Origin of the sequence: Sphingobium wenxiniae, assembly GCF_007830065.1 — a bacterium.
Lineage (GTDB): Bacteria > Pseudomonadota > Alphaproteobacteria > Sphingomonadales > Sphingomonadaceae > Sphingobium > Sphingobium wenxiniae.
In genome coordinates this window covers 13603-36868 of sequence record NZ_VLKK01000020.1, presented here as the reverse complement: position 1 = coordinate 36868, position 23266 = coordinate 13603, and the positions used below count along the sequence as shown (strand labels likewise).

At 63.2% G+C, this 23266-nt stretch carries 32 protein-coding genes; 30 read left to right on the top strand and 2 right to left on the bottom strand.

What is annotated here, in order from left to right; genetic code table 11:
* The first annotated feature begins 12 nt into the window (after positions 1-12).
* The 27 genes from rpsG to IQ35_RS17355 all read left to right on the top strand — a co-directional run bounded on the left by rpsG (position 13) and on the right by IQ35_RS17355 (position 18069).
* A complete protein-coding gene (rpsG, locus tag IQ35_RS17485; RefSeq protein WP_021244941.1) occupies positions 13-483 on the top strand; it encodes a 30S ribosomal protein S7 in 471 nt (156 codons plus the stop codon).
* 162 nt (positions 484-645) lie between these two features.
* Entirely contained in the window at positions 646-2718 is a 2073-nt protein-coding gene (gene fusA, locus IQ35_RS17480) for an elongation factor G (protein ID WP_021244942.1), read from the top strand.
* Between the two features lie 136 nt (positions 2719-2854).
* Positions 2855-4045 (top strand): elongation factor Tu, encoded by a 1191-nt coding sequence (gene tuf / locus IQ35_RS17475; protein WP_021244943.1) that lies wholly within the window; start codon positions 2855-2857, stop codon positions 4043-4045.
* Positions 4046-4248: 203 nt separating this feature from the next.
* The gene (gene rpsJ / locus IQ35_RS17470; RefSeq protein WP_004208724.1) at positions 4249-4557 is read left to right on the top strand and encodes a 30S ribosomal protein S10; all 309 of its coding nucleotides are present in this window, start codon (positions 4249-4251) and stop codon (positions 4555-4557) included.
* A gap of 255 nt (positions 4558-4812) precedes the next feature.
* Complete coding sequence (gene rplC, locus IQ35_RS17465) at positions 4813-5571, top strand: 50S ribosomal protein L3 (RefSeq protein ID WP_031291063.1); 759 nt, start codon at positions 4813-4815, stop codon at positions 5569-5571.
* A gap of 3 nt (positions 5572-5574) precedes the next feature.
* Complete coding sequence (gene rplD, locus IQ35_RS17460; RefSeq protein WP_062061183.1) at positions 5575-6198, top strand: 50S ribosomal protein L4; 624 nt, start codon at positions 5575-5577, stop codon at positions 6196-6198.
* Positions 6191-6505 carry a 50S ribosomal protein L23 gene (locus tag IQ35_RS17455; protein ID WP_021244946.1) on the top strand — a complete coding sequence of 105 codons (315 nt, stop codon included), beginning with the start codon at positions 6191-6193 and terminating at the stop codon, positions 6503-6505. The genes rplD and IQ35_RS17455 overlap by 8 nt, the downstream gene beginning before the upstream one ends.
* A 10-nt stretch (positions 6506-6515) precedes the next feature.
* Positions 6516-7352 carry a 50S ribosomal protein L2 gene (rplB, locus tag IQ35_RS17450; protein ID WP_021244947.1) on the top strand — a complete coding sequence of 279 codons (837 nt, stop codon included), beginning with the start codon at positions 6516-6518 and terminating at the stop codon, positions 7350-7352.
* Positions 7353-7357: 5 nt separating this feature from the next.
* Complete coding sequence (gene rpsS / locus IQ35_RS17445) at positions 7358-7633, top strand: 30S ribosomal protein S19 (RefSeq protein ID WP_021244948.1); 276 nt, start codon at positions 7358-7360, stop codon at positions 7631-7633.
* Positions 7633-8019: a 50S ribosomal protein L22 gene (gene rplV, locus IQ35_RS17440; RefSeq protein WP_021244949.1), complete on the top strand. Its 387-nt coding sequence runs from the start codon at positions 7633-7635 to the stop codon at positions 8017-8019. The genes rpsS and rplV overlap by 1 nt, the downstream gene beginning before the upstream one ends.
* A 4-nt stretch (positions 8020-8023) precedes the next feature.
* A complete protein-coding gene (gene rpsC / locus IQ35_RS17435; RefSeq protein ID WP_021244950.1) occupies positions 8024-8719 on the top strand; it encodes a 30S ribosomal protein S3 in 696 nt (231 codons plus the stop codon).
* Positions 8720-8740: 21 nt separating this feature from the next.
* Positions 8741-9172 (top strand): 50S ribosomal protein L16, encoded by a 432-nt coding sequence (rplP, locus tag IQ35_RS17430; RefSeq protein WP_021244951.1) that lies wholly within the window; start codon positions 8741-8743, stop codon positions 9170-9172.
* A 3-nt stretch (positions 9173-9175) separates the two neighbouring features.
* Positions 9176-9379 (top strand): 50S ribosomal protein L29, encoded by a 204-nt coding sequence (gene rpmC / locus IQ35_RS17425; RefSeq protein WP_021244952.1) that lies wholly within the window; start codon positions 9176-9178, stop codon positions 9377-9379.
* Between the two features lie 14 nt (positions 9380-9393).
* Entirely contained in the window at positions 9394-9657 is a 264-nt protein-coding gene (rpsQ, locus tag IQ35_RS17420) for a 30S ribosomal protein S17 (protein WP_021244953.1), read from the top strand.
* A 167-nt stretch (positions 9658-9824) separates the two neighbouring features.
* Positions 9825-10193, top strand: a complete 369-nt coding sequence (rplN, locus tag IQ35_RS17415; protein ID WP_021244954.1) for a 50S ribosomal protein L14 — start codon at positions 9825-9827, stop codon at positions 10191-10193.
* Positions 10193-10504 (top strand): 50S ribosomal protein L24, encoded by a 312-nt coding sequence (gene rplX / locus IQ35_RS17410; RefSeq protein WP_021244955.1) that lies wholly within the window; start codon positions 10193-10195, stop codon positions 10502-10504. The genes rplN and rplX overlap by 1 nt, the downstream gene beginning before the upstream one ends.
* Entirely contained in the window at positions 10504-11079 is a 576-nt protein-coding gene (gene rplE / locus IQ35_RS17405; protein ID WP_145075327.1) for a 50S ribosomal protein L5, read from the top strand. Before rplX ends, rplE begins: the two co-directional genes overlap by 1 nt.
* 54 nt (positions 11080-11133) lie before the next feature.
* On the top strand, positions 11134-11439 hold the full coding sequence (rpsN, locus tag IQ35_RS17400; RefSeq protein WP_145075324.1) for a 30S ribosomal protein S14: 306 nt from the start codon (positions 11134-11136) through the stop codon (positions 11437-11439).
* A 12-nt stretch (positions 11440-11451) separates the two neighbouring features.
* Positions 11452-11847 carry a 30S ribosomal protein S8 gene (rpsH, locus tag IQ35_RS17395; RefSeq protein ID WP_021244958.1) on the top strand — a complete coding sequence of 132 codons (396 nt, stop codon included), beginning with the start codon at positions 11452-11454 and terminating at the stop codon, positions 11845-11847.
* Positions 11847-12380, top strand: a complete 534-nt coding sequence (gene rplF, locus IQ35_RS17390) for a 50S ribosomal protein L6 (protein WP_021244959.1) — start codon at positions 11847-11849, stop codon at positions 12378-12380. The genes rpsH and rplF overlap by 1 nt, the downstream gene beginning before the upstream one ends.
* Position 12381: 1 nt before the next feature.
* Complete coding sequence (rplR, locus tag IQ35_RS17385; RefSeq protein WP_021244960.1) at positions 12382-12735, top strand: 50S ribosomal protein L18; 354 nt, start codon at positions 12382-12384, stop codon at positions 12733-12735.
* Positions 12736-12737: 2 nt separating this feature from the next.
* Positions 12738-13454: a 30S ribosomal protein S5 gene (gene rpsE, locus IQ35_RS17380; RefSeq protein ID WP_021244961.1), complete on the top strand. Its 717-nt coding sequence runs from the start codon at positions 12738-12740 to the stop codon at positions 13452-13454.
* A gap of 6 nt (positions 13455-13460) precedes the next feature.
* Positions 13461-13640, top strand: coding sequence for a 50S ribosomal protein L30 (gene rpmD, locus IQ35_RS17375; RefSeq protein WP_021244962.1), 180 nt, complete (start codon positions 13461-13463; stop codon positions 13638-13640).
* A gap of 132 nt (positions 13641-13772) precedes the next feature.
* The gene (gene rplO / locus IQ35_RS17370) at positions 13773-14294 is read left to right on the top strand and encodes a 50S ribosomal protein L15 (RefSeq protein WP_021244963.1); all 522 of its coding nucleotides are present in this window, start codon (positions 13773-13775) and stop codon (positions 14292-14294) included.
* Between the two features lie 191 nt (positions 14295-14485).
* Positions 14486-15850, top strand: a complete 1365-nt coding sequence (secY, locus tag IQ35_RS17365; RefSeq protein ID WP_021244964.1) for a preprotein translocase subunit SecY — start codon at positions 14486-14488, stop codon at positions 15848-15850.
* A gap of 56 nt (positions 15851-15906) precedes the next feature.
* A complete protein-coding gene (locus IQ35_RS17360; RefSeq protein ID WP_145075322.1) occupies positions 15907-16563 on the top strand; it encodes an adenylate kinase in 657 nt (218 codons plus the stop codon).
* Positions 16564-17031: 468 nt separating this feature from the next.
* Complete coding sequence (locus tag IQ35_RS17355; RefSeq protein WP_145075319.1) at positions 17032-18069, top strand: acyltransferase family protein; 1038 nt, start codon at positions 17032-17034, stop codon at positions 18067-18069.
* 258 nt (positions 18070-18327) lie between these two features.
* On the opposite strand, the gene IQ35_RS17350 is transcribed toward IQ35_RS17355, so the two are convergent.
* Positions 18328-19098 carry a CsgG/HfaB family protein gene (locus IQ35_RS17350; RefSeq protein WP_021244967.1) on the bottom strand — a complete coding sequence of 257 codons (771 nt, stop codon included), beginning with the start codon at positions 19096-19098 and terminating at the stop codon, positions 18328-18330.
* Between the two features lie 176 nt (positions 19099-19274).
* On the opposite strand from IQ35_RS17350, the gene lepA reads away from it, so the two are divergent.
* Genes lepA through queE form a run of 3 tightly spaced genes read left to right on the top strand, consistent with a single transcriptional unit; the run spans position 19275 to position 22489 of the window.
* Positions 19275-21080 (top strand): translation elongation factor 4, encoded by a 1806-nt coding sequence (lepA, locus tag IQ35_RS17345; RefSeq protein WP_031291068.1) that lies wholly within the window; start codon positions 19275-19277, stop codon positions 21078-21080.
* Between the two features lie 57 nt (positions 21081-21137).
* Positions 21138-21830, top strand: coding sequence for a 7-cyano-7-deazaguanine synthase QueC (gene queC / locus IQ35_RS17340; protein WP_021244969.1), 693 nt, complete (start codon positions 21138-21140; stop codon positions 21828-21830).
* An 11-nt stretch (positions 21831-21841) separates the two neighbouring features.
* On the top strand, positions 21842-22489 hold the full coding sequence (queE, locus tag IQ35_RS17335; RefSeq protein WP_145075316.1) for a 7-carboxy-7-deazaguanine synthase: 648 nt from the start codon (positions 21842-21844) through the stop codon (positions 22487-22489).
* Positions 22490-22513: 24 nt separating this feature from the next.
* On the opposite strand, the gene IQ35_RS17330 is transcribed toward queE, so the two are convergent.
* Positions 22514-23206 (bottom strand): hypothetical protein, encoded by a 693-nt coding sequence (locus IQ35_RS17330; protein WP_145075313.1) that lies wholly within the window; start codon positions 23204-23206, stop codon positions 22514-22516.
* Positions 23207-23266: the final 60 nt, after the last annotated feature.

The following is a 23266-nucleotide window of genomic DNA, read 5'->3' as shown; positions in this document are numbered from 1 at the left end:
GGAGACCAGAGCATGTCACGTCGTCGTCGCCCCGAAAAGCGCGTCATCCTGCCCGATCCCAAGTTCGGTGATGTCGTCCTTTCGAAATTCATGAACAGCATCATGCAGGACGGCAAGAAGGCCGTCGCCGAGTCCATCGTCTATGGCGCGCTCGACACTGTCGAAGCGAAGGCCAAGAAGGACCCGATCCAGATGTTCCATGACGCCCTCAACAATGTGAAGCCGGGTATCGAGGTCCGCAGCCGCCGCGTCGGCGGTGCGACCTATCAGGTTCCGGTCGAAGTGCGTCCCGAGCGCGCGCAGGCGCTGGCCATCCGCTGGCTCATCACCGCGTCGCGCAACCGCAGCGAAACCACGATGGCCGCGCGCCTGTCGGGTGAGCTGCTGGACGCGGCCAACAACCGCGGCAATGCGGTCAAGAAGCGCGAGGACACGCACCGCATGGCGGAAGCGAACCGCGCCTTCTCGCACTACCGCTGGTAAGCATTTTGGGAACGGGCGCCTTCGGGCGCCCGTTCTTGATCAGAATGCTCCGAATATCCGGTCCGTTCGTCGGGGGTCTACCCATGGCGGACGGATTGGTTTAGGGGCCACGCAAGACTCAAATATCCCCAACCGCCGGCGCACCGGCAACGGAGAAGCATCATGGCCCGCAGCCATCCGCTCGAACGCTATCGCAATTTCGGTATCATGGCGCATATCGACGCCGGCAAGACCACCACGACCGAGCGTATCCTTTACTACACCGGCAAGTCCTACAAGATCGGCGAAGTCCATGACGGCGCCGCCACGATGGACTGGATGGAGCAGGAGCAGGAGCGTGGCATCACCATCACGTCGGCCGCGACCACCTGTTTCTGGAACGACCACCGGCTGAACATCATCGACACGCCCGGCCACGTCGACTTCACCATCGAAGTCGAGCGTTCGCTGCGCGTGCTCGACGGCGCGGTGGCCGCGTTCGACGGCGTTGCGGGCGTTGAGCCGCAGTCGGAAACCGTGTGGCGCCAGGCGGACAAGTATAAAGTTCCGCGGATGTGCTACATCAACAAGCTCGACCGCACCGGCGCCAATTTCTATTTTTGCGTGCAGACGATCATCGACCGTCTCGGCGCGACGCCGGCTGTCCTTTATCTCCCCATCGGTGCGGAATCGGACTTCATCGGCCTCGTCGACCTCGTGCATGACCGTGCGATCATCTGGAAGGATGAAAGCCTGGGCGCCGAGTTCGAATATAAGGAAATCCCGGCCGACCTCGCCGACAAGGCCGCTGAATATCGCGAAAAGCTGATCGAGCTTGCCGTCGAGCAGGACGATGAGGCGATGGAAGCCTATCTGGAAGGCAATCTGCCCGACACGGATACGCTCAAGAAGCTGATCCGCAAGGGCACGCTGGCGCAGGCCTTCGTGCCGGTGCTGTGCGGCTCGTCCTTCAAGAACAAGGGCGTGCAGCCGCTGCTCGACGCTGTCGTCGACTATCTGCCCAGCCCGCTCGACATCGAAGACGTGCAGGGCATCAACCCGGACACCGACGCCCCCGACAGCCGTCCGACCGCGGACGACGCGCCCTTCGCCGGCCTCGCGTTCAAGATCATGAACGACCCGTTCGTCGGCTCGCTGACCTTCCTGCGCGTCTATTCGGGCACCCTGACCAAGGGCAGCTATCTGAACTCGGTCAAGGACAAGAAGGAGAAGATCGGCCGTATGCTTCTGATGCACGCGAATTCGCGTGAGGACGTCGATACGGCATATGCAGGCGACATCGTCGCGCTGGCGGGCCTCAAGGAAACCACCACGGGCGACACGCTGTGCGCCGAGCGTCAGCCGATCATCCTGGAGCGCATGGAGTTCCCCGAGCCGGTCATCGAGCTGTCGGTGGAGCCGAAGACCAAGGCCGATCAGGAAAAGATGGGCATCGCGCTCAACCGCCTGGCCGCCGAGGACCCGTCCTTTCGGGTTTCGACCGATCACGAATCGGGCCAGACCATCATCAAGGGCATGGGCGAACTTCACCTCGAAATCCTGGTCGACCGCATGAAGCGCGAGTTCAAGGTCGAAGCCAATGTCGGCGCGCCGCAGGTCGCCTATCGCGAATATCTCGCGAAGAAGGTCGACATCGACTACACGCACAAGAAGCAGTCGGGCGGTTCGGGCCAGTTCGGCCGCGTCAAGGCGACGGTCATCCCCGGCGAGCGCGGCTCGGGCTTTCAGTTCTTCGACGAGATCAAGGGCGGCAACATCCCGCGCGAATATATCCCGTCGGTGGAGAAGGGTTTCCGTGAGACGGCCGAGACCGGCCAGCTCATCGGCTTCCCGATCATCGACTTCGAAGTCCACCTGACGGATGGCGCCTATCACGACGTCGACTCGTCGGCGCTGGCCTTCGAAATCTGTGCTCGCGGCGCGATGCGCGAAGCGGCGCAGAAGTCGGGCATCAAGCTGCTCGAGCCGATCATGAAGGTCGAAGTCGTGTCTCCGGAAGAATATCTGGGCGACGTCATCGGCGACATGAACAGCCGGCGCGGACAGATCCAGGGCACTGACAGCCGCGGCAACGCGCAGGTCGTCGAGGCGCTGGTGCCGCTGGCCAACATGTTCGGCTATGTGAACCAGCTGCGTTCCTTCACGCAGGGTCGTGCGCAGTACAGCATGCAGTTTTCGCACTATGACGAAGTGCCGCAGAATGTGGCGGACGAAGTCAAGGCGAAGATGGCCTGACGATTTCCCGGCCGGCCCGTGCAGGCGGGTCGGTTTGGGGCTGGTAATCTCGAAATTTGCTGCTATGGACGCGCCTTCGCAAGGCGCGGCCGAGCGGTCAAACCACACAGCGGATTTGATTAGAAGGTAGGATAAAATGGCGAAAGCTAAGTTTGAGCGGACGAAGCCGCACTGCAATATCGGCACCATCGGTCACGTCGACCATGGCAAGACCTCGCTGACCGCGGCAATCACCAAGGTTCTCGCCGAAACCGGCGGCGCGACCTTCGTCGACTATGCCAATATCGACAAGGCGCCCGAAGAGCGCGAGCGCGGCATCACCATTTCGACGGCGCACGTCGAATATGAGACCGAAGCCCGTCACTATGCGCACGTCGACTGCCCCGGCCACGCCGACTATGTGAAGAACATGATCACCGGCGCGGCGCAGATGGACGGCGCGATCCTGGTCGTGTCGGCCACCGACGGCCCGATGCCCCAGACCCGTGAGCACATCCTGCTCGCCCGTCAGGTCGGCGTTCCCCAGCTCGTCGTGTTCATGAACAAGGTCGATCTGGTCGACGATCCGGAAATTCTCGAACTGGTCGAGCTGGAAATCCGCGAGCTGCTGTCGTCCTACGACTTCGACGGCGACAATATTCCGATCATCGCCGGCTCGGCCGTGAAGGCGCTCGACGGTTCCAACGACGAAATCGGTCGTGAAGCCGTTCTGAAGCTGATGGCTGCCGTCGACAGCTGGATTCCGCAGCCGGAGCGTCCGGTCGACAAGCCGTTCCTGATGCCGATCGAAGACGTGTTCTCGATCTCGGGCCGCGGCACCGTCGTCACCGGCCGTGTCGAAACCGGCATCGTCAAGGTTGGCGAGGAAGTCGAGATCGTCGGCATCAAGGACACGCGCAAGACGACCGTCACCGGCGTGGAAATGTTCCGCAAGCTGCTCGACGAGGGCCGTGCGGGCGACAATATCGGTGCGCTGATCCGTGGCGTGGGCCGTGAGGAAGTCGAGCGCGGCCAGGTTCTGGCCAAGCCCGGCACGATCACCCCGCACACCGAGTTCGACGCGGAAGTCTACGTCCTCTCGAAGGAAGAAGGCGGCCGTCACACCCCGTTCTTCGCGAACTATCGTCCGCAGTTCTACTTCCGCACCACGGACGTCACCGGCGAGGTCATTCTCCCCGAGGGCACCGAGATGGTCATGCCCGGCGACAACGTGAAGCTCGGCGTGAAGCTGATCGCTCCGATCGCGATGGACCAGGGTCTGCGCTTCGCGATCCGCGAAGGCGGCCGGACCGTCGGCGCAGGGGTTGTCGGCACGATCTCGAAGTAATATAGGCACCAAGCGGCGCGAATCGTCTGATTCGCGCCGCTTGGAGTTTTCGCCGCCTCGGATCGCCTTTCTCCGGCTCGAAGGAGCTAGAAGGGCAATGTTGAGGCGGTATATTTTTGGTTTGGCGCATTTTCTGAATCGTTAGCTGTTCTAGCTGACTGGAAAATGCTCTGGTTTTTGGCTCTTTCGCATCGGTTAGGGATATGGACAGCAACATCCGCATTCGCCTTAAGGCGTTCGATCATCGCGTGCTCGATCAGGCGACTGGCGACATCGCCGAAACCGCCCGCCGCACGGGCGCCCTCATCCGCGGTCCGATTCCTTTGCCGACGCGCATCGAGAAGTTCACGGTCAACCGTGGCCCGCATATCGACAAGAAGTCGCGCGAGCAGTTCGAGGTCCGCACCTACAAGCGTATGCTTGACATTGTGCAGCCGACGCCGCAGACGGTCGACGCGCTGATGAAGCTGGATCTGGCTGCCGGCGTGAACGTAGAGATCAAGTTGGCCTGAGCCGACAAGTCCCTGCTTTCCGAAAGGAGGGCAGGGTATCGGGCGTTCCGGGGTATCCGGAGGCTCAAACGACACAAGGGATACCGCGCGACTCATGTCGCGGTCCTGGTCCCCCGTCGCTGTTCCCGAGTAGGGGCGGCATCCAACCCGGACGGGGTGATCTACACATTGGGTTGGCCGCGAAGGAGGAATCCGGAGCGGTTTTTTCGTTGGATACGCCCGCTGCTAAGGCGGGCCTCTATGGGAGTAATGGTGATGCGCACTGGCGTTATCGCTAAGAAAGTCGGGATGACCCGTCTGTTCCAAGAGGACGGACGTCATGTTCCGGTTACGGTTCTTGCCCTTGAGGGCAATCAGGTCGTGGCCCGCAAGGAAGTCGATCGTGACGGTTATGTCGCGGTTCAGCTCGGCGCGGGCGTCGCGAAGGTCAAGAATGTCGCCAAGCCGCAGCGCGGCCACTTCGCCAAGGCGCAGGTGGAGCCGAAGGCGCGTCTGGTCGAATTCCGCGTCGCCGAGGATGCTCTCCTCGATGTCGGCGCCGAGATCGCGGCCGATCATTTCATCGCCGGTCAGCTCGTCGACGTTGCCGGTCACACCCAGGGCAAGGGCTTTGCCGGTGCGATGAAGCGCTGGGGTTTCGGCGGTATGCGCGCCACCCACGGCGTGTCCATCAGCCACCGCGCCCATGGTTCGACGGGTAACCGTCAGGATCCGGGCCGTGTCTTCAAGAACAAGAAGATGGCCGGACACATGGGCGACCGCGAGCGGACCCAGCAGAATCTCGAAATCGTCCGCACGGACGTCGAGCGCGGTCTGCTGTTCGTGAAGGGCAGCGTTCCGGGCGCCAAGGGCACCTGGCTGACCGTCAGCGACGCCGTCAAGGTTGCGCGTCCGGCGGATGCGCCTTACCCCGCCAGCCTGAAGAAGGCTGACAACAGTAACGACAGCGCTCCTGCTGATACCCCGGCTGAAGAAGTCGTGGCAGTGGAAGCCACCGAAGGCCAGGAGGGCTAAACCATGAAGGTCAAGGTACAGACCCTCGACGCGCAGGCCGCCGGCGACCTGGAGCTCAACGATGCCGTGTTCGGCCTCGAGCCCCGCGCCGACATCCTGCATCGCGTCGTCACCTGGCAGCTCGAAAAGCGTCGTGGCACCGCCCGTGGCACGCGCGAGCGTAGCGACGTTGCCCGCACCGGCAAGAAGTTCGGCCGCCAGAAGGGTGGCGGCACCGCTCGTCACGGCGATCGCCGCGCTCCGGTGTTCATTGGCGGTGGTAAGGCCCACGGCGCCCGCGTCCGCGACTTCAACCCCTCGCTGAACAAGAAGGTTCGCGCGCTGGGTCTGAAGATGGCGCTGTCGTCGAAGGTCAAGAGCGGTTCGCTCACCATCATCGACACTCTCGACGTCAAGGACGGCAAGACCCGTGAGCTGGTCGCCAGCCTCGCCAAGCTGAACCTCTCCAAGGCGCTGTTCATCGACGGCGACGCGGTCAACATCAGCTTCGCCAAGGCCTCCGCCAACATCGTCGGCGTAAACCTGCTGCCCGCAGTCGGCGCCAATGTTTACGACATCCTGAAGGCCGATTCGCTGGTGCTCACCCGCGCCGCGGTCGAAAAGCTGGAGGCCCGTTTCAATGGCTAAGAAGCAAGCCGCAACGGTCGACAACCGTCACTATGACGTCGTGGTCGCCCCGCACATCACCGAGAAGTCGACCCTTCTCAGCGAAAACAACGCCGTGGTCTTCAAAGTGGCGGGCGATGCGTCCAAGCCGGAAATCAAGGCGGCTGTGGAAGCGCTGTTCGGCGTGACCGTGAAGGCGGTCAACACGCTGGTCCAGAAGGGCAAGACGAAGCGCTGGAAGGGCAAGCCCTACAAGCGTTCGGACGTCAAGAAGGCGATCGTCACGCTGGCCGAAGGCCAGTCCATCGACGTCACCACCGGTATTTGAGGCAGGATAGATGGCACTCAAGCACTATAATCCGACGAGCCCGGCCCAGCGCGGCCTGATTCTCGTCGACAAGTCGAGCCTGCACAAGGGCAAGCCCGTCAAGGCGCTGACCGAAGGCAAGCGCAAGACCGGTGGCCGCAACAACAAGGGCCATGTGACCTCGCGCGGCATTGCGGGCGGTCACAAGCAGCGTTACCGCATCATCGACTTCAAGCGTCGCCTGTGGGATGTCGAGGGCACGGTCGAGCGTCTGGAATATGACCCCAACCGCACCGCCTTCATCGCGCTGGTCAACTATCCCGACGGCACCCAGGCCTATATCCTGGCGCCGCAGCGTCTGGCTCCCGGCGACAAGGTCGTCGCGGGCAAGAAGACCGACGTGAAGCCGGGCAACGCGATGGAACTGGGCCAGATGCCGGTCGGCACCATCATCCACAATATCGAGATGAAGCCCGGCAAGGGCGGTCAGCTCTGCCGTTCGGCGGGCACCTATGCCCAGCTGGTCGGTCGCGATCGCGGCATGGTGATGGTCCGCCTGTCTTCGGGCGAGCAGCGCTATATCCGTTCGGATTGCATGGGCACCGTCGGAGCCGTGTCGAATCCCGACAACGCCAACACCAATCTCGCCAAGGCCGGCCGCAACCGCTGGCTGGGCCGCCGTCCGCTGACGCGCGGCGTGGCGAAGAACCCGGTCGATCACCCGCATGGCGGTGGTGAAGGCCGGACCTCGGGCGGCCGTCATCCGGTGACCCCGTGGGGCAAGCCGACCAAGGGTGCGCGCACCCGCCACAACAAGGCGACGGACAAGTTCATCATCCGTAGCCGCCACGCGAAGAAGAAGAGGTAAGCGAGATGGCTCGTTCCGTCTGGAAAGGTCCTTTCGTGGACCTCAGCCTTCTGAAGAAGGCGGAAGCCGCGCAGGACGCGGGTGGCCGCGCGCCGATCAAGACCTGGTCGCGCCGTTCCACCATCCTGCCGCAGTTCGTCGGCCTGACGTTCAACGTCTATAACGGCCGCAAGCATGTTCCGGTGTCCGTCAACGAGGACATGGTGGGTCACAAGCTGGGCGAATTCGCTCCGACCCGCTACTTCCCCGGCCACGCCGCCGACAAGAAGGGCAAGCGCTAATGAGCAAGGAAAAGGCTCCCCGCCGCGTCGCCGACAATGAGGCGCTGGCTGTCGGCACGCAGATCCGCGGTTCGGCCCAGAAGCTGAACCTGGTCGCCGCGCTGATCCGTGGCCGCAAGGTCGAGGACGCGCTGAACGTGCTGACCTTCTCGAAGAAGGCGATGGCGGTCGATGTGCGCAAGGTACTGGCTTCGGCCATCGCCAATGCGGAAAACAATCACAATCTGGACGTCGACGCGCTGGTCGTCGCGGAAGCATCGGTGGGCAAGAGCTTCACCCTGAAGCGCTTCCACGCCCGCGGCCGTGGCAAGTCGACCCGGATCCTCAAGCCCTTCAGCCGCGTGCGCATCGTCGTGCGTGAAGCTGGCGAAGAAGCGGAGGCGTAAGCACATGGGTCACAAGAGCAATCCGATTGGTCTGCGTCTTCAGATCAACCGCACCTGGGACAGCCGCTGGTTCGCGGAAGGCGCCGACTATGGCCGCCTGCTGATGGAAGATCTCAAGATCCGTCAGTATATCATGAAGAACCTGCCGCAGGCCGCGATCTCCAAGGTGGTGATCGAGCGTCCCGCCAAGCTGTGCCGCGTGTCGATCTACGCCGCCCGTCCCGGTGTCATCATCGGCAAGAAGGGCGCGGATATCGAAAAGCTGCGCAAGAAGCTGGGCAGCCTGACCTCCTCGGACGTCAGCCTGAACATCGTCGAAATCCGCAAGCCGGAAGTCGACAGCAAGCTCGTCGCGCAGGGCATCGCCGATCAGCTCGAACGCCGCGTGGCCTTCCGCCGCGCGATGAAGCGCGCGGTGCAGTCGGCTCTTCGTCTGGGCGCCGAAGGCATCAAGATCACCTGCGGCGGCCGTCTGGGCGGCGCGGAGATCGCGCGCGTCGAATGGTATCGCGAAGGCCGCGTTCCGCTGCACACGCTGCGCGCGAACGTCGATTATGCCGAAGCCGAAGCCCACACCGCTTATGGCGTCTGCGGCATCAAGGTCTGGATCTTCAAGGGTGAGATCCTGGGCCACGATCCGATGGCCACCGACCGGCTGATGCTGGAGGCTCAGACCTCCGGCGTGCGCCCGGCGCGCTAAGAATAAGGTAGGTATAGCGTCATGCTGCAACCGAAGAAGATGAAGTTCCGCAAGGCCTTCAAGGGCCGGATCAAGGGCGATGCCAAGGGCGGCTCGGCTCTGAACTTCGGCTCCTATGGCCTCAAGGCCCTGGAGCCGGAGCGGATCACCGCGCGCCAGATCGAAGCGGCCCGCCGCGCGATCACCCGCCACATCCGCCGTCAGGGCCGTTTGTGGATCCGCGTGTTTCCCGACGTTCCCGTGTCGAAGAAGCCGGCCGAAGTCCGTCAGGGCAAGGGCAAGGGTTCGGTCGAATATTGGGCGGCGCGCGTAAAGCCCGGCCGCATCCTGTTCGAACTGGACGGCGTTCCCGGCCCGCTCGCAGCAGAGGCATTCTCGCGCGCCGCGATGAAGCTGCCCGTCAAGACCAAGGTCGTTGCCCGCCTCGGCGACACCTCGCACCTGGAGGGTTAAGCCGTGGCGAACGTTGCCGACCTCAAGACCAAGACGGACGACGAACTGTCGACCGAACTGAACAACCTGAAGCGCGAGCAGTTCAACCTGCGCTTCCAGGCGGCCACCAACCAGCTGGAAAAGCCCAGCCGGGTGAAGGAAGTCCGCCGGTCGATCGCGCAGATCAAGACGTTGCAGACCGAGCGTTCGCGCTCGGCCGCGAAGTAAGAAGGAAACACACGATGCCCAAGCGCGTGCTGACGGGAACGGTGGTTTCCGACAAGACCGACAAGACGGTGGTGGTTCGCGTGGAGCGCAAGGTAAAACACGCGCTCTACGGCAAGATCATTCGCCGTTCGAAGAAGTATCACGCCCATGACGAGGGCAATGTCTACAAGGAAGGCGAAACGGTCCGCATCGAAGAGACCGCTCCGATTTCCAAGCTCAAGACCTGGAAGGTCATCGAGCGGGTGGACACGCACAAGTCGCCGGAACAGGCGGCCTGAGGCTAGTCACGGACCCGGCGGGTCGAAAAGCGTAACGCGGGGCTGGCCTTTTCCTCCGGAAAGGGCTACAGGCCCGCGCTTCGTGCTTTCGAATCTTCCGGGTCGAGGCAGGAATTCGGAACCGCCGGGGATTGTCCCGGTAGGCCAAATGAGAAGGAACCGGATCCATGATCCAGATGCAATCCAATCTTGACGTCGCCGACAACAGCGGCGCCAAGCGCGTCCAGTGCATCAAGGTGCTGGGCGGGTCGAAGCGGCGCTTCGCCAGCGTGGGCGACATCATCGTCGTCTCCGTCAAGGAAGCCCAGCCGCGCGGCAAGGTGAAGAAGGGTGACGTGCACCGCGCCGTCATCGTTCGCACCGCCAAGGACGTGCGTCGCGCTGACGGCAGCGTGATTCGCTTCGACGGCAATGCCGCTGTGCTTATCAACAAGAACGAGGAGCCGATCGGCACCCGTATCTTCGGCCCGGTCGTTCGCGAACTGCGCGCCAAGAAGCACATGAAGATCATCTCGCTTGCCCCTGAGGTGCTGTAATGAGCGCTGCCAAGATCAAGAAGGGCGACAAGGTCGTCGTCCTGGCTGGCAAGGACAAGGGCCGCACCGGCGCCGTGCTCCAGATGCTTCCGAAGGACGACAAGGTCCTGGTGGAAGGCATCAACGTGCACGCCCGTCACCGCAAGCCCGACCAGTCGAACCCGCAGGGCGGCATCGAGCGCAAGCCCGCGCCGCTCCACATTTCGAACGTGGCGGTCGCCGACAAGGACGGCAAGCCGACCCGCGTCCGTTTCGAGGAACGCGACGGCAAGAAGGTCCGCGTCGCCGTCAAGTCCGGTGAGGTGCTGTAATGGCCGACAAGTACATTCCGCGCTCGAAGGCGCTCTATGACGCCGAGATCATCAAGGCGTTGACCGAGAAGTTCGGTTACAAGAACGTCATGGAAGTGCCCCGGATCGAGAAGATCACGCTCAACATGGGCGTGGGCGAAGCGACCCAGGACAAGAAGAAGGTGACGTCGGCCGCCGAGGAAATGGAACTGATCGCGGGCCAGAAGCCCGTCATCACCAAGGCGAAGAAGTCGATCGCGCAATTCAAGCTGCGTGAAGGCATGCCGATCGGCGCCAAGGTCACGCTGCGCCGCGAGCGCATGTTCGAATTCCTCGACCGCCTGATCAATATCGCGCTGCCCCGCGTGCGCGACTTCCGTGGTCTCAACCCGAAGAGCTTCGACGGCCGTGGCAACTATGCCTTCGGCATCAAGGAGCAGATCATCTTCCCCGAGATCAACTATGACCGCATCGACAAGGTGCGTGGCATGGACATCATCGTGACCACCACGGCGAAGACGGACGAGGAAGCGCGCGAGCTGCTGCGTCTCTTCGGCTTCCCCTTCCCGCAGGAAGAAGAGAAGCAGGCGGCCTGAACAAGGCCCCCGCTTCTCTCCCAACGCATAAGCTAAAGGAAGAGAACTTAAGTCATGGCGAAACTGAGTTCGATCAACAAGAACGAGCGCCGCAAGAAGCTGGTGAAGAAATATGCCGGCCGCTATGCGAAGCTCAAGGCGATCGCGAATGACCAGTCGGCGGACGATTCCGATCGTCTGATCGCGCGTCTGAAGATGGCGGAAATCCCCCGCAACGGCAACCCGACCCGCGTGCGCAACCGCTGCGAGCTGACGGGCCGTCCCCGGGCTTATTACCGCAAATTCCGTCTCTGCCGCGTGCAGCTGCGTGATCTGGCCAACAAGGGCCTGATCCCCGGCGTCACCAAGTCGAGCTGGTAAGGATCATTTGAGATGGCATTGACCGATCCCCTGGGTGATATGCTCACCCGCATCCGCAACGGGCAGCAGGCGAAGAAGGACAGTGTTGTGTCCCCGGCTTCGAAGCTCCGCGCCCGCGTGCTCGACGTGCTCCAGCGCGAAGGTTATATCCGGGGTTATTCCGAGGAAGTCCTCGGCAAGCACCCCGGCCTGCGCATCGAGCTGAAATATTTCGAGGGCCAGCCGGCGATCAAGCATGTCGCCCGCGTGTCCAAGCCTGGCCGCCGCGTCTATTCGGGTTCCAAGGAACTGCCGATCGTGCGCAACGGCCTGGGCATCACCATTGTCTCGACGCCCAAGGGCGTTCTGTCCGACGCGGAAGCGCGCGAACAGAATGTCGGCGGCGAAGTGCTGGCGGAGGTGTTCTGATGAGCCGCACGGGTAAGAAGCCGATCGCTGTCCCCGCAGGTGTGACGGCGTCGATCGAAGGCGGTCAGCTTTCGGTCAAGGGTCCCAAGGGCACCCTGGCGCTGCAATTGCGCGATGAGATCAGCTATGCGATCGAGGACGGCAGCATCCTGGTGAAGCCGGCCAATGAAACCAAGGCAGCGCGCGCCTTCTGGGGCATGCAGAGGACGCTGATCCAGAACCTCGTCACCGGTGTGACGGAGGGCTTTTCCAAGAAGCTGCTCATCACCGGCGTCGGCTACCGCGCCAATGCGCAGGGCAAGACCCTGAAGCTGCAGCTGGGCTACAGCCATGACGTCGATTTCCCGGTGCCCGATGGTATCGAGATCAAGACCCCGGATAACACCACGGTCGAGATCAGCGGTATCGACAAGCAGAAGGTCGGCCAGGTGGCTGCCGAGATCCGTCGCTGGCGTAAGCCCGAACCCTATAAGGGCAAGGGTATCAAATATGACGGCGAGTTCGTCTTCCGCAAGGAAGGGAAGAAGAAGTAAGATGGCAAAGCTTTCCCTCTTCGAGCGGCGTCGCCGCCGCGTTCGCACCGCCCTCAAGGCGGTTTCGGGCGCCAAGCCCCGCCTCAGCGTCCATCGCTCCGGACGGCACATCTATGCGCAGGTCATCGATGACGCGCAGGGCCGCACGGTCGCTGCCGCTTCGACCCTGGAAAAGGATGTGCGCGGCAAGACCGGCGCGACGGCCGAGGCCGCGGCGGAAGTCGGCAAGCGCCTTGCGGCTGCCGCGACCGCCGCTGGCGTCACCAGGGTTGTGTTCGACCGCGGTGGCTTCCTTTTCCATGGCCGCGTCAAGGCGCTGGCCGATGCCGCCCGCGAAGGCGGGCTGGAGTTCTGATCATGGCTGACGAAAACGAAATCCAGGCCCAGCCGGGCGCACCCGCCGCCGTCACAGGTGGTGAGCAGACCGAGGCACGTGGTCCCGGCCGCGGCCGCGGCCGCGGCGGCGACCGCAATCGTGGCGAGCGGGGCGGCCGTGGCCGTCGCGACGACCGTCGCGGCAACCGCGACGAGGAACAGGGCGAAGAACTGATCGAGAAGCTGGTTCACATCAACCGCGTCTCGAAGACCGTGAAGGGCGGCAAGCGCTTCGGTTTCGCGGCTCTGGTCGTCGTCGGCGACGGCAAGGGCCGTGCGGGCTTCGGCCATGGCAAGGCGCGCGAAGTGCCCGAAGCCATCAGCAAGGCGACCGCTTCGGCCAAGAAGGCAATGGTTCGCATTCCGCTCAAGGAAGGCCGCACCCTGCACCATGATGGCCTTGGCCATTTCGGCGCGGGCAAAGTGACGGTCCGTTCGGCACCCGCCGGTACGGGTATCATCGCGGGCGGTCCGATGCGCGCCGTGTTCGAGAGCCTGGGCGTGGCGGACGTCGTTACGAAGTCCAACGGCACGTCGAACCCCTATAACATGATCCGTGCGACCTTCGAGGCGCTGGGCGAACAGACCAGCCCCAAGTCGGTGGCGCAGCGCCGTGGCAAGAAGGTCGCCGATCTTCTGCGTCGCGGCGGCGCCTCGGCCGAAGTCGCGCAGGCCGACGCCGAAGCGATTGCGGAGTAAGACAGCATGGCGAAGATCAAGATCAAGCAGATCGGCTCGCCGATCCGCCGTCCCGCCGACCAGAAGAAGATTCTGATCGGTCTGGGCCTTGGCAAGATGCACCGCGTGGTGGAGCTGGAAGACACGGCGGAAGTCCGCGGTGCGATCAAGAAGCTGCCCCATATGGTGGAGGTGGTCGAAGGCTAAGCCTTCCGATCCGACGGAATAGGACGGGAGAGGGGGAAACCCCTCTTTCGTTTTTTCAGCGGCTGCGTTATCGGCGCGGCCTCATTCGTCCCTTCAGGGACAGCGCGAACATAGCGAAAGCGAGTGCAGGATATGAAGCTTAACGAACTCAGTGATAATGCCGGTAGCCGCAAGGGCCGGATGCGCGTCGGCCGTGGTATCGGCTCGGGCAAGGGCAAGACCGCCGGTCGCGGCCAAAAGGGCGCGAAGGCGCGTTCGGGCGTCAGCATCAACGGCTTCGAAGGCGGCCAGATGCCGCTCCACATGCGTCTGCCGAAGCGCGGCTTCAACAACATCTTCGCCAAGGATTTCGCGATCGTGAACCTGGGCGCGGTGCAGAAGGCGATCGACGCCGGCAAGCTGGACGCCAAGGCCGTCATCGACCATGCGGCGCTCAAGGCCGCGAGCCTCGCCCGTGGCGGCAAGGACGGCATCCGCCTGCTCGGCAAGGGCGAACTGACCGCGAAGGTCAGCTTCCTGGTTGCGGGCGCGTCGAAGGGCGCTGTCGAAGCAGTCGAAAAGGCCGGCGGCAAGGTCGACGTGATCGAAGTCGTGTCGGCCGCCGAAAAGGCGAAGGCCAAGAAGGGCACCGCCAAGGCCGCGAAGAAGGCCTGAGGCGCAGCCAAGACTTGCAAGCGCGGCCCCGCTGCCCGATATGGGTCGGCGGGGCTATGCGTATCGGGGGAAGGCCGTTCGTCGCGGATGGGCAACTCCCCGTTCGACAGGGCGCTTCCCTCCCGTTAAGGGGTTAGCGATTCCGGCCCGATTTTCCGTTTCGGGCAAGAATGATTTGAAGGGCAGCCACGATGGCATCGAGAGCCGACCAGCTCGCATCCAATCTCAGTCTGGCGAAGTTCAGCCAGGCCACCGACCTCAAGAAGCGCCTGTGGTTCACGCTGGGCGCGCTGATCGTCTTCCGTTTCCTGAGCTTCGTGCCGCTGCCGGGGGTCGATCCGACCGCATTGTCGCAGCTCTACAGCCAGACGAGCGGCGGCATCCTCGACATCTTCAACACCTTTTCGGGCGGCAGCCTGTCGCGCATGAGCCTCATCGCGCTGGGCGTCATGCCCTATATCACCGCGTCCATCGTGGTGCAGCTCGCCGCGTCCCTTTCGCCCAAGCTGGCGGCGATCAAGAAAGAGGGCGAAAGCGGCCGCAAGAAGCTCAATCAATATACCCGCTACGGCACCGTCGGCCTGACCGCCGTGCAGGGCTATTTCATCGCCGTCGGCCTTGAAAGCTTCGGCGCGCAGTCGGGCGTGCAGGCGGTAGTTGATCCGGGGATGCTGTTCCGCGTCGCGGCGGTCGTCTCGCTGATCGGCGGCACCATGTTCCTGATGTGGCTGGGCGAGCAGATCACGTCGCGCGGCATCGGTAACGGCGTCAGCCTCATCATCATGGCGGGCATCGTCGCCCAGCTTCCCGTGACGCTCAGCAACCTGTTCAAGTCGGGCCGCGAGGGGTCGATCTCCGGCTTGCTCATCATGCTCATCATCGTGCTGGCGCTCGGCCTGGTCCTGCTGATCTGCTATATGGAGCGTGCCCAGCGCCGCGTCCTCATCCAATATCCCAAGCGCCAGACGCGCCAGGGCATCATGCAGGCCGACCGCAGCCACCTGCCGCTCAAGGTCAACACCGCCGGCGTGATCCCGCCGATCTTCGCGTCCTCGCTGCTGCTGCTGCCGCTCACCATCTCGCAGTTTGCGGGCCAGACGGTGGCGGGCGAAAGCAGGCTGGGCGATTTCGTGCTGACGCTGAACCAGTATCTGTCGCACGGCAGTCCGGTCTATATGGGGCTGTACGGTCTGGGCATCGTGTTCTTCTGCTTCTTCTACACGGCGGTCGTGTTCAACCCCGAGGAGACGGCGGACAACCTCAAGCGCAACGGCGGGTTCATCCCCGGCATCCGCCCGGGCAAGAACACCGAAAATTATCTCGACTATGTGCTGACGCGGATCACGGTGATCGGCGCGGCCTATCTGGCCTTCATCTGCCTGGTGCCGGAGTTCGCGATCGCGCGGGCAGGCATCCCCTTCTATCTGGGCGGCACAAGCCTGCTGATCGTCGTCAATGTGACAGTCGACACGGTTACCCAGATCCAGAGCCATCTGCTTGCCCATCAATATGGCGATCTCATCAAGAAGGCGAAGCTCAAAGGCCGCATGCGCTGAGGGGCGCAGGCACAGGTGTAAGGCGAACTGGCGCAAGACAAGGGGAGATGCGCGCGATGAATATCATTCTGCTTGGCCCTCCGGGCGCGGGCAAGGGCACGCAGGCCAGCCGGTTGGTGGAAGACCGGGGCATGGTCCAGCTTTCGACCGGCGACATGCTGCGCGCCGCCGTCAAGGCGGGCACGCCCATCGGACTCAAGGCGAAGGCGGTGATGGAAGCGGGCGAGCTGGTGTCCGACGAGATCGTGTCGGGCATCATTGGCGAGGCGCTCGACGCGCTGTCGGCGGAAACCGGCGTCATCTTCGACGGCTATCCCCGCACGGAAGCGCAGGCCCAGTCGCTCGACACCATCCTCTCCGACCGCGGTCGCACGCTCGACCATGTGATCGAGCTGGAAGTGGACGAGGATGCGCTGGTCGAACGGATCACCGGCCGCTTCACCTGCGCGACTTGCGGCGAAGGCTATCATGACGTCTTCAAGCAGCCCAAGGTCGAGGGCGAGTGCGACAAGTGCCACGGCCATGAGTTCAAGCGTCGTCCCGACGACAATGAGGAAACCGTCCGCACCCGCATGGCCGAATATCGCGCCAAGACCGCGCCGATCCTGCCGATTTACGAAGCGCGCGGCATCGTCAGCCGCGTCGACGGCATGGCGGACATGACCGACGTGACGGCCGCCATCGCCGCCATCTTGGACGGTAAGACGGGCTGAGCCGTCCTCCCCTCTCCTGATGCGGGGGAGGGGGCTTCATGCATGGATCGCTGATGCCCTCTGGCCTTGCCGCCGGTCGGCGCGGGTTGAAGCGGCGGGCTTCAGCGGCAACGGTTTTACCACCCGAAACAGTGTGGATATCGCGGCGGCCACCGAGCGCTCATGCACTGCCGAGCTATAGCGGCGATTCGGCGAGCCTGTGGATCGCTTCCCATGCTGCTTCCACGGAACGATTCCGGGCCGCGGCGGCAACTGCCGGCGGCTCTTTGGGGAGCGGCCGGCGGGCAACGCGTCAATGGTCCGCCGGACGCTGGCCGAGCGGCCCGCCGCCCGCAAGCAGGCGTCGGAAAGACCCGCGGCGAAGGACCAGCCATCATCCATTGAACGGCCAACGGCAAAGAAGGTTAAAGCCGCCGCGTTAACCTCGATATTAACGGATTCGTTGCTGTTTCATTGCTATGGGCGGACATGGCCCGGTCTTCCTCCCCGCGCACTCGGCTCACGGAGCTGGACGCTCTGCGCGGCGTCGGAGCACTGTGCGTGCTCATTTTCCATTATTCCACGCGGTTCCACGAACTGTTTCCACAGGCGAAGCATGTGCCGTTCAGCTTTCCCGGCGGCAATTATCGCGTGCTGCTGTTCTTCTGCATCTCCGGCTTTGCGATCTTCTTCACGCTGGATCGCATCCGCACGGTGCCGGACTTCGTGGTCAACCGGTTCGCGCGCCTCTATCCGGCCTATCTGGCGGCGATGCTGCTGACATTATCGATCGAATATCTGGCGCAGGCGACGCAGCTTCTGATCGGGCCTGTCGCGATCCTTGCCAACCTCACCATGCTTCAGGGTTTCGCGTTCCTACCCGAGGTGGACGGCGCCTATTGGACATTGACCGTCGAGATCGCCTTCTACTTCTGCATGATCTCGATCTGGAAATGGATCGGCCTCCGACGCCTGGAACCGGTGCTGGCCGTATGGCTGGCGCTGCGCTGGCTGCTCCATGTCTGGCCGGACATGCCTGAACGGATCATCATGCTGCTGGTATTGCGTTACACGCCGTTTTTCATGATCGGGATGCTGGCCTATCGCATCTGGGCGGGGCAGCGGACGTGGAGGCAGCAGGCGCCCTATGCCGTTCTTGCTCTGTTATCGGTAGCGACGATGGAGACATGGGACGTGACCGTGCTGGCGGTCGTCCTTCTCATCGCCTTCAGCGCGCTGATCGTCGGGCGGCTGCGCTTCATTGCGCTGCGCCCGCTCGTCTGGCTGGGGGGGATCAGCTATTCCTTCTATCTCATCCACCAGCATGTCGGCTTTGTCGTGATGCTGCGGATGGCGGACGCGGGCTATAATCCGTGGATCGGATTCGCCATGGCCTTCCTGGTGGCGCTGTTTCTGGGAACGGCGATCAATCGCTTCATCGAGCGGCCCGCCGGGGAAGCGATCCTTGGCTGGTGGCGCCGCCGTTCCCGCGTCGCCATCCCCGAAGCCGCAGCCGGCCAGGCATAGAAAAGACAATGATGTAGCTGAAAACCCGTTCCTGCGATGGTTGTTTCGGCTCAATGTCCGTCATCCCAGTGAAAGCTGAGATCTCATTTAGGTTATTGCGCCCTAAGAAGAGAGAGGCCGGCTTTCGCTGGCATGACGAATAACTATGTCCGCTCACCGCCCAACCCGTCATTCAGCGCGGTTTTGCAAGTTACCGATCTCGATGGAAAAGGGCGCCGCCGATGTCCGGCCGCGCCCCTTTCATGCCATGCGTTTCGCTTATTGCGCCTGCGGAGCCGCCGCCGCCGCGTTTGCGGGCAGGCCGCCGAGCTGAGTCACCAGCTTGGTATAGGCGTCCAGATAGGCGAGCACGATCACCTGGCCGATTTCGGTGTTCTGATAACCGCCGCCGCCGGCCGCCGCGAGGCCGCCCATCCAGCCGATGCCGCCGCCGCCGCCGAAGCTCAGGTCCGACTTGCGGAAATAGCCTTCGGTCATCGCCTCTTCCTCGGTCGTGCGGGCGTTCACGATCGACAGGGTGACGTTGGCTTCCTTCTTCTTCACCGAAATGCCGCCCAGCAGTCCGCCGAACGTGCGCCCGCCCAACATGCCGCCCAGCATGCCGCCAAGGGCATTGCCGCCGCTGTTGCTGTTGGTGGTGACGATATCGGGCTGCAGGAAATAGTCCGCCACCTTCACCTGGCCCTTGCCCAGGTTGGAACCGGCCTGCAATTCTCCCGAATCGGCCATGGCGCGTTCCATGTTGCGGCTCGCCATCGAACGGCCGCGATTGACGAGACCGAAGCAGCCCGACTGCTGCACGAACAGCTTGATGATCGCTTCGGGGCTGCCCAGGCTCAGCTCGCGCCACCATTGGTTGTCCGGCTCGACGATGGCGACTGTGCCCAGCCGTCTGGTGCAGCGGGGGATTTCCATCTGCTTCTTGGCCTGTGCCTGACGGCCTGACGAGCCTTTGTCCGCGGCCATGGCGGGTGAAGCCACCATCGCCAGACCAGCGGCGGCCGCCAGGAATTTGATGAAACGCTGCATTGTAGAAACCCCCGTTAGTTGCTGAATATCCACGCTGATGACGCGCAACCCGATCTTTAATCGGCTTTCTATCACAACCGATAGGACGTTCAAGCGGAGCGATGGATGATATCCATGATTGCCGTCATCCCCAAGACTGGCTGACAGCCCGTCAAACTGCTGCTATCGGCCCGCTCATGACCGACCTTTCGCATATCCGTAATTTCTCGATCATCGCGCATATCGACCATGGCAAGTCGACTTTGGCCGACCGCCTGATCCAGCGCACCGGGGGCCTGACCGATCGCGAAATGAGCGCCCAGGTGCTCGATAATATGGATATCGAGAAGGAGCGCGGCATCACCATCAAGGCGCAGACCGTGCGCCTCGACTACACCGCGCGCAATGGCGAGACCTATGAACTCAACCTCATGGACACGCCGGGCCATGTCGACTTCGCCTATGAGGTGAGCCGGTCGCTGGCCGCCTGCGAAGGCGCGCTGCTGGTCGTGGACGCCGCGCAGGGGGTGGAGGCGCAGACGCTCGCCAATGTCTATCAATCCATCGAACACGACCATGAGATCGTGCCCGTCATCAACAAGATCGACCTGCCGGCCGCCGAGCCGGAGAAGGTGAAGGCGGAGATCGAGGAAGTGATCGGCCTCGACGCGTCGGAAGCCGTGCTGGCCAGCGCCAAGTCCGGCATCGGGATCGACGACATCCTTGAAGCGGTGGTCGCCAAGATTCCGGCGCCCAGGGGCAACCGCGACGCGTCGCTGGAGGCGATGCTGGTCGATTCATGGTACGACCCTTATCTGGGCGTCGTCATTCTCGTCCGCGTCATGAACGGCGTCATCAAAAAGGGCCAGCAGATCAAGTTCATGATCGGCGGCACCGAGCATCTGATCGACCGCGTCGGCTGCTTCCGCCCCAAGATCGAGCAGCTTGCCGAGCTGGGGCCGGGGGAAATCGGCTTCATCACCGCACAGATCAAGGACATCAGCCAGACCCGCGTGGGCGACACCATCACCACGGTCAAGAACCCCGCGAAGGCGCCGCTGCCGGGCTTCAAGGAGGTGCAGCCGGTGGTGTTCTGCGGCCTGTTCCCGGTGGACGCGAACGATTTCGAGAAGCTGCGCGATTCGATCAGCAAGCTGCGCCTCAACGACGCCAGCTTCTCCTTCGAGATGGAAACCAGCGCGGCGCTCGGCTTCGGCTTCCGCTGCGGGTTCCTGGGTCTGCTGCACCTTGAAATCATCCAGGAGCGGCTGACCCGCGAATATGATCTCGACCTCATCACCACCGCGCCGTCGGTGGTCTATGACATCCACATGAACGACGGGGAGCTGCGCCATCTGCACAATCCCGCCGACATGCCCGATGCCAACCATATCGACTATATCGAGGAACCGTGGATCGAGGCGGTGATCTACTGCCCCGACGAATATCTCGGCTCGATCCTCAAGCTCTGCCAGGACCGGCGGGGCATCCAGAAGAACCTCACCTATGTCGGCGGCCGGGCGCAGGTGACATATGAACTGCCGCTCAACGAAGTGGTGTTCGATTTCTATGATCGGCTGAAGTCGATTTCGCGCGGCTATGCGAGCTTCGACTATCACCAGATCGGCACGCGGGAGGGCGACCTCGTCAAGATGCAGATACTCGTCAACAACGAGCCGGTCGACGCGCTTTCCATGATCGTCCATCGCGGCGCTGCCGAGGCGCGCGGCCGTCATATGTGCGAGCGGTTGAAGGATCTGATTCCCCGCCATCTGTTCAAGATCCCGATCCAGGCGGCCATCGGCGGCAAGGTCATCGCCCGCGAAACCATCGCCGCGCTGCGCAAGGACGTGACCGCCAAATGCTATGGCGGCGACATCACCCGCAAGAAGAAGCTGCTGGAGAAGCAGAAGGAGGGCAAGAAGCGGATGCGCGAATATGGCTCCGTCCAGATTCCGCAGGAAGCCTTCATCGCCGCGCTCCGCATGGGCGACGAAAGCTAGCCGTCAGCATGCGGCGCGGGCTTGCGTGTGCGGGACCGGGGCGTTAGCGCACATCCCATGGCCGAGAATAATGGAAAATTCGCCGTCGTCCTGCTTTCGGGAGGACTGGATTCAATGGTCGCCGGCGCTCTTGCCCGCGAGGCGGGTTTTCACCTGCTGGCGCTGACGATCGATTATAATCAGCGGCATCGTGTCGAACTGCGCGCGGCCTCGCGCATCGCGAAGGCGCTGAACGCGATGTCCCACATCGTCCTGCCGCTGGACCTCACTGCTTTTGGCGGATCGGCGCTGACGGCCGACATCGCCGTGCCCAAGGGCGGGGTGGGCGCCGACATTCCGATAACCTATGTTCCGGCCCGCAATACGATATTCCTTTCCCTGACCCTGGGCCTCGCGGAGGCGGCGGGAGCGAACGACATCTTCATCGGCGTGAATGCACTGGACTATTCGGGTTATCCCGATTGCCGCGCGGAGTTCATCGAAGCCTTTGAGAAGATGGCGGCGCTGGCGACCAAGGCCGGGGTGGAGGGCAATCCCATCCGCATCAAGACTCCGCTGCAGCATATGAGCAAGGCCGACATCGTGCGTGAGGCGGATCGGCTGGGCCTGGATGCGGGGATGAGCTGGTCCTGCTATGATCCGACGCCGGACGGCAAGCATTGCGGATTGTGCGACAGTTGCCGATTGCGGGCCAAGGGCTTTGAGGAAGCCGGCCTGCCCGATCCCACCGGCTATGCCACACGGCCCTAAGGCTTGATGCGATGAGCTATGCGGTCAAGGAAATGTTCCTGACCCTCCAGGGAGAGGGGGTGCATGGCGGACGCCGCGCGGTGTTCCTGCGTTTCGCCGGATGCAATCTCTGGACCGGGCGGGAGCGTGACCGCGCCGATGCCGTCTGCCGCTTTTGCGATACCGATTTCGTCGGCACCGATGGAGACGGCGGCGGCAAGTTCGCCACCGCCGCCGCGCTGGCCGATGCCGCGCAGGATTTCTGGGGACCGAACCGGGAATTGCGCTACATCGTCCTGACCGGGGGCGAGCCGATGTTGCAGATCGACGATGCGCTGGTCGATGCCCTGCACGATCGCGGCTTCACCATTGCGATAGAAAGCAACGGAACCCTGTCGGTCCATCCCGGGATCGACTGGGTTTGCATCAGCCCCAAGGCGGGCAGCGACGTCATCCAGCAAAGCGGCAATGAACTAAAGCTCGTATGGCCACAGCCGGGCGCGGGCCATTCCGCTCAGGAGGTCGACGCCATGGAGCGATGGGCGTTCGATCACCTGTTGGTCCAGCCGCTCGACGATGCCGAAGCGGCAGCGAACGTTCAGGCCGCGATCGCCTTTGTCATGGAGCGCCCGCGTTGGCGGCTGACGCTCCAGTCCCACAAATATCTGGGCTTGCGCTGACGCTCTGACGCAGCGCTGGGCGGCTCAGGGCTGGCCGTTGGCCTGCGCTTCCCATTGTTGCTGGCAGGCAGGGGTCAGCTTCCCCTTCTTCCAGCATTTCGCATCGAGCGAGGGCAGCGAAAGCGCATAGTCATGGCCCGGGACGCCGTAATATTGCTCGCCCGCCAGAACCAGGGATTTCTTGATGGCCCCCAGGCCGCTGCGCGCCACTTCGTGCAGCTTGCCGCGATCCGCGAAGATCGCCTGACGTCCGACTTCCCCTGCCGCCTGGCAGAATCCGCGCTGCGCCTGCACCGTCGAATAGCCGGAATAAATGCGGGTGCCATATTGATCGGCCGCCGCCTGGCCCGGCTTGCCCTTGCCCACCGTGCGCTGGAAATAGCCCAGCACCGTCGCCATCGCCGCGTCGAGTTCCGCGTCATGATGGGCGATCATCGCGTTATAGTTGCTGATCGCGAGCAGCGTCGGCTCGAACTGGCATTGCAGGGCGGCGACATTCAGCGCCGCGCGCAGGTTCCACACGAGGCCCGCGCGAATTTCCGCAGCCGTGGCGCCGGGCAGGCCCAGGGCGGCGGCGGCCTGCTCGTCGGTGAGAGGTGGCGTGCTCATATCCGGGGGCGACCAGTAGAATTGGGCGGCGGCAGGCTGCGCCGACATCGCGGTGGCGGCAAGGGCCAGACCGGAAAGCAGGCGGCGTATGGCAAAACGGAACGTCATCTAAAATCCTTCTCCGAAGAAGGGCGGAATATCACCGCGCGATGCTTTGGTCACTAGGGC

What these genes read in the sequence shown, in the direction of transcription:
- rpsG (WP_021244941.1), top strand. Translation starts at nt 13, where the DNA reads ATGTCACGTCGTCGTCGCCCCGAAAAGCGCGTCATCCTGCCCGATCCC.
- fusA (WP_021244942.1), top strand. Translation starts at nt 646, where the DNA reads ATGGCCCGCAGCCATCCGCTCGAACGCTATCGCAATTTCGGTATCATG.
- tuf (WP_021244943.1), top strand. Translation starts at nt 2,855, where the DNA reads ATGGCGAAAGCTAAGTTTGAGCGGACGAAGCCGCACTGCAATATCGGC.
- rpsJ (WP_004208724.1), top strand. Translation starts at nt 4,249, where the DNA reads ATGGACAGCAACATCCGCATTCGCCTTAAGGCGTTCGATCATCGCGTG.
- rplC (WP_031291063.1), top strand. Translation starts at nt 4,813, where the DNA reads ATGCGCACTGGCGTTATCGCTAAGAAAGTCGGGATGACCCGTCTGTTC.
- rplD (WP_062061183.1), top strand. Translation starts at nt 5,575, where the DNA reads ATGAAGGTCAAGGTACAGACCCTCGACGCGCAGGCCGCCGGCGACCTG.
- IQ35_RS17455 (WP_021244946.1), top strand. Translation starts at nt 6,191, where the DNA reads ATGGCTAAGAAGCAAGCCGCAACGGTCGACAACCGTCACTATGACGTC.
- rplB (WP_021244947.1), top strand. Translation starts at nt 6,516, where the DNA reads ATGGCACTCAAGCACTATAATCCGACGAGCCCGGCCCAGCGCGGCCTG.
- rpsS (WP_021244948.1), top strand. Translation starts at nt 7,358, where the DNA reads ATGGCTCGTTCCGTCTGGAAAGGTCCTTTCGTGGACCTCAGCCTTCTG.
- rplV (WP_021244949.1), top strand. Translation starts at nt 7,633, where the DNA reads ATGAGCAAGGAAAAGGCTCCCCGCCGCGTCGCCGACAATGAGGCGCTG.
- rpsC (WP_021244950.1), top strand. Translation starts at nt 8,024, where the DNA reads ATGGGTCACAAGAGCAATCCGATTGGTCTGCGTCTTCAGATCAACCGC.
- rplP (WP_021244951.1), top strand. Translation starts at nt 8,741, where the DNA reads ATGCTGCAACCGAAGAAGATGAAGTTCCGCAAGGCCTTCAAGGGCCGG.
- rpsQ (WP_021244953.1), top strand. Translation starts at nt 9,394, where the DNA reads ATGCCCAAGCGCGTGCTGACGGGAACGGTGGTTTCCGACAAGACCGAC.
- rplN (WP_021244954.1), top strand. Translation starts at nt 9,825, where the DNA reads ATGATCCAGATGCAATCCAATCTTGACGTCGCCGACAACAGCGGCGCC.
- rplX (WP_021244955.1), top strand. Translation starts at nt 10,193, where the DNA reads ATGAGCGCTGCCAAGATCAAGAAGGGCGACAAGGTCGTCGTCCTGGCT.
- rplE (WP_145075327.1), top strand. Translation starts at nt 10,504, where the DNA reads ATGGCCGACAAGTACATTCCGCGCTCGAAGGCGCTCTATGACGCCGAG.
- rpsN (WP_145075324.1), top strand. Translation starts at nt 11,134, where the DNA reads ATGGCGAAACTGAGTTCGATCAACAAGAACGAGCGCCGCAAGAAGCTG.
- rpsH (WP_021244958.1), top strand. Translation starts at nt 11,452, where the DNA reads ATGGCATTGACCGATCCCCTGGGTGATATGCTCACCCGCATCCGCAAC.
- rplF (WP_021244959.1), top strand. Translation starts at nt 11,847, where the DNA reads ATGAGCCGCACGGGTAAGAAGCCGATCGCTGTCCCCGCAGGTGTGACG.
- rplR (WP_021244960.1), top strand. Translation starts at nt 12,382, where the DNA reads ATGGCAAAGCTTTCCCTCTTCGAGCGGCGTCGCCGCCGCGTTCGCACC.
- rpsE (WP_021244961.1), top strand. Translation starts at nt 12,738, where the DNA reads ATGGCTGACGAAAACGAAATCCAGGCCCAGCCGGGCGCACCCGCCGCC.
- rpmD (WP_021244962.1), top strand. Translation starts at nt 13,461, where the DNA reads ATGGCGAAGATCAAGATCAAGCAGATCGGCTCGCCGATCCGCCGTCCC.
- rplO (WP_021244963.1), top strand. Translation starts at nt 13,773, where the DNA reads ATGAAGCTTAACGAACTCAGTGATAATGCCGGTAGCCGCAAGGGCCGG.
- secY (WP_021244964.1), top strand. Translation starts at nt 14,486, where the DNA reads ATGGCATCGAGAGCCGACCAGCTCGCATCCAATCTCAGTCTGGCGAAG.
- IQ35_RS17360 (WP_145075322.1), top strand. Translation starts at nt 15,907, where the DNA reads ATGAATATCATTCTGCTTGGCCCTCCGGGCGCGGGCAAGGGCACGCAG.
- IQ35_RS17355 (WP_145075319.1), top strand. Translation starts at nt 17,032, where the DNA reads ATGGCCCGGTCTTCCTCCCCGCGCACTCGGCTCACGGAGCTGGACGCT.
- IQ35_RS17350 (WP_021244967.1), bottom strand. Translation starts at nt 19,098, where the DNA reads ATGCAGCGTTTCATCAAATTCCTGGCGGCCGCCGCTGGTCTGGCGATG.
- lepA (WP_031291068.1), top strand. Translation starts at nt 19,275, where the DNA reads ATGACCGACCTTTCGCATATCCGTAATTTCTCGATCATCGCGCATATC.
- queC (WP_021244969.1), top strand. Translation starts at nt 21,138, where the DNA reads ATGGCCGAGAATAATGGAAAATTCGCCGTCGTCCTGCTTTCGGGAGGA.
- queE (WP_145075316.1), top strand. Translation starts at nt 21,842, where the DNA reads ATGAGCTATGCGGTCAAGGAAATGTTCCTGACCCTCCAGGGAGAGGGG.
- IQ35_RS17330 (WP_145075313.1), bottom strand. Translation starts at nt 23,206, where the DNA reads ATGACGTTCCGTTTTGCCATACGCCGCCTGCTTTCCGGTCTGGCCCTT.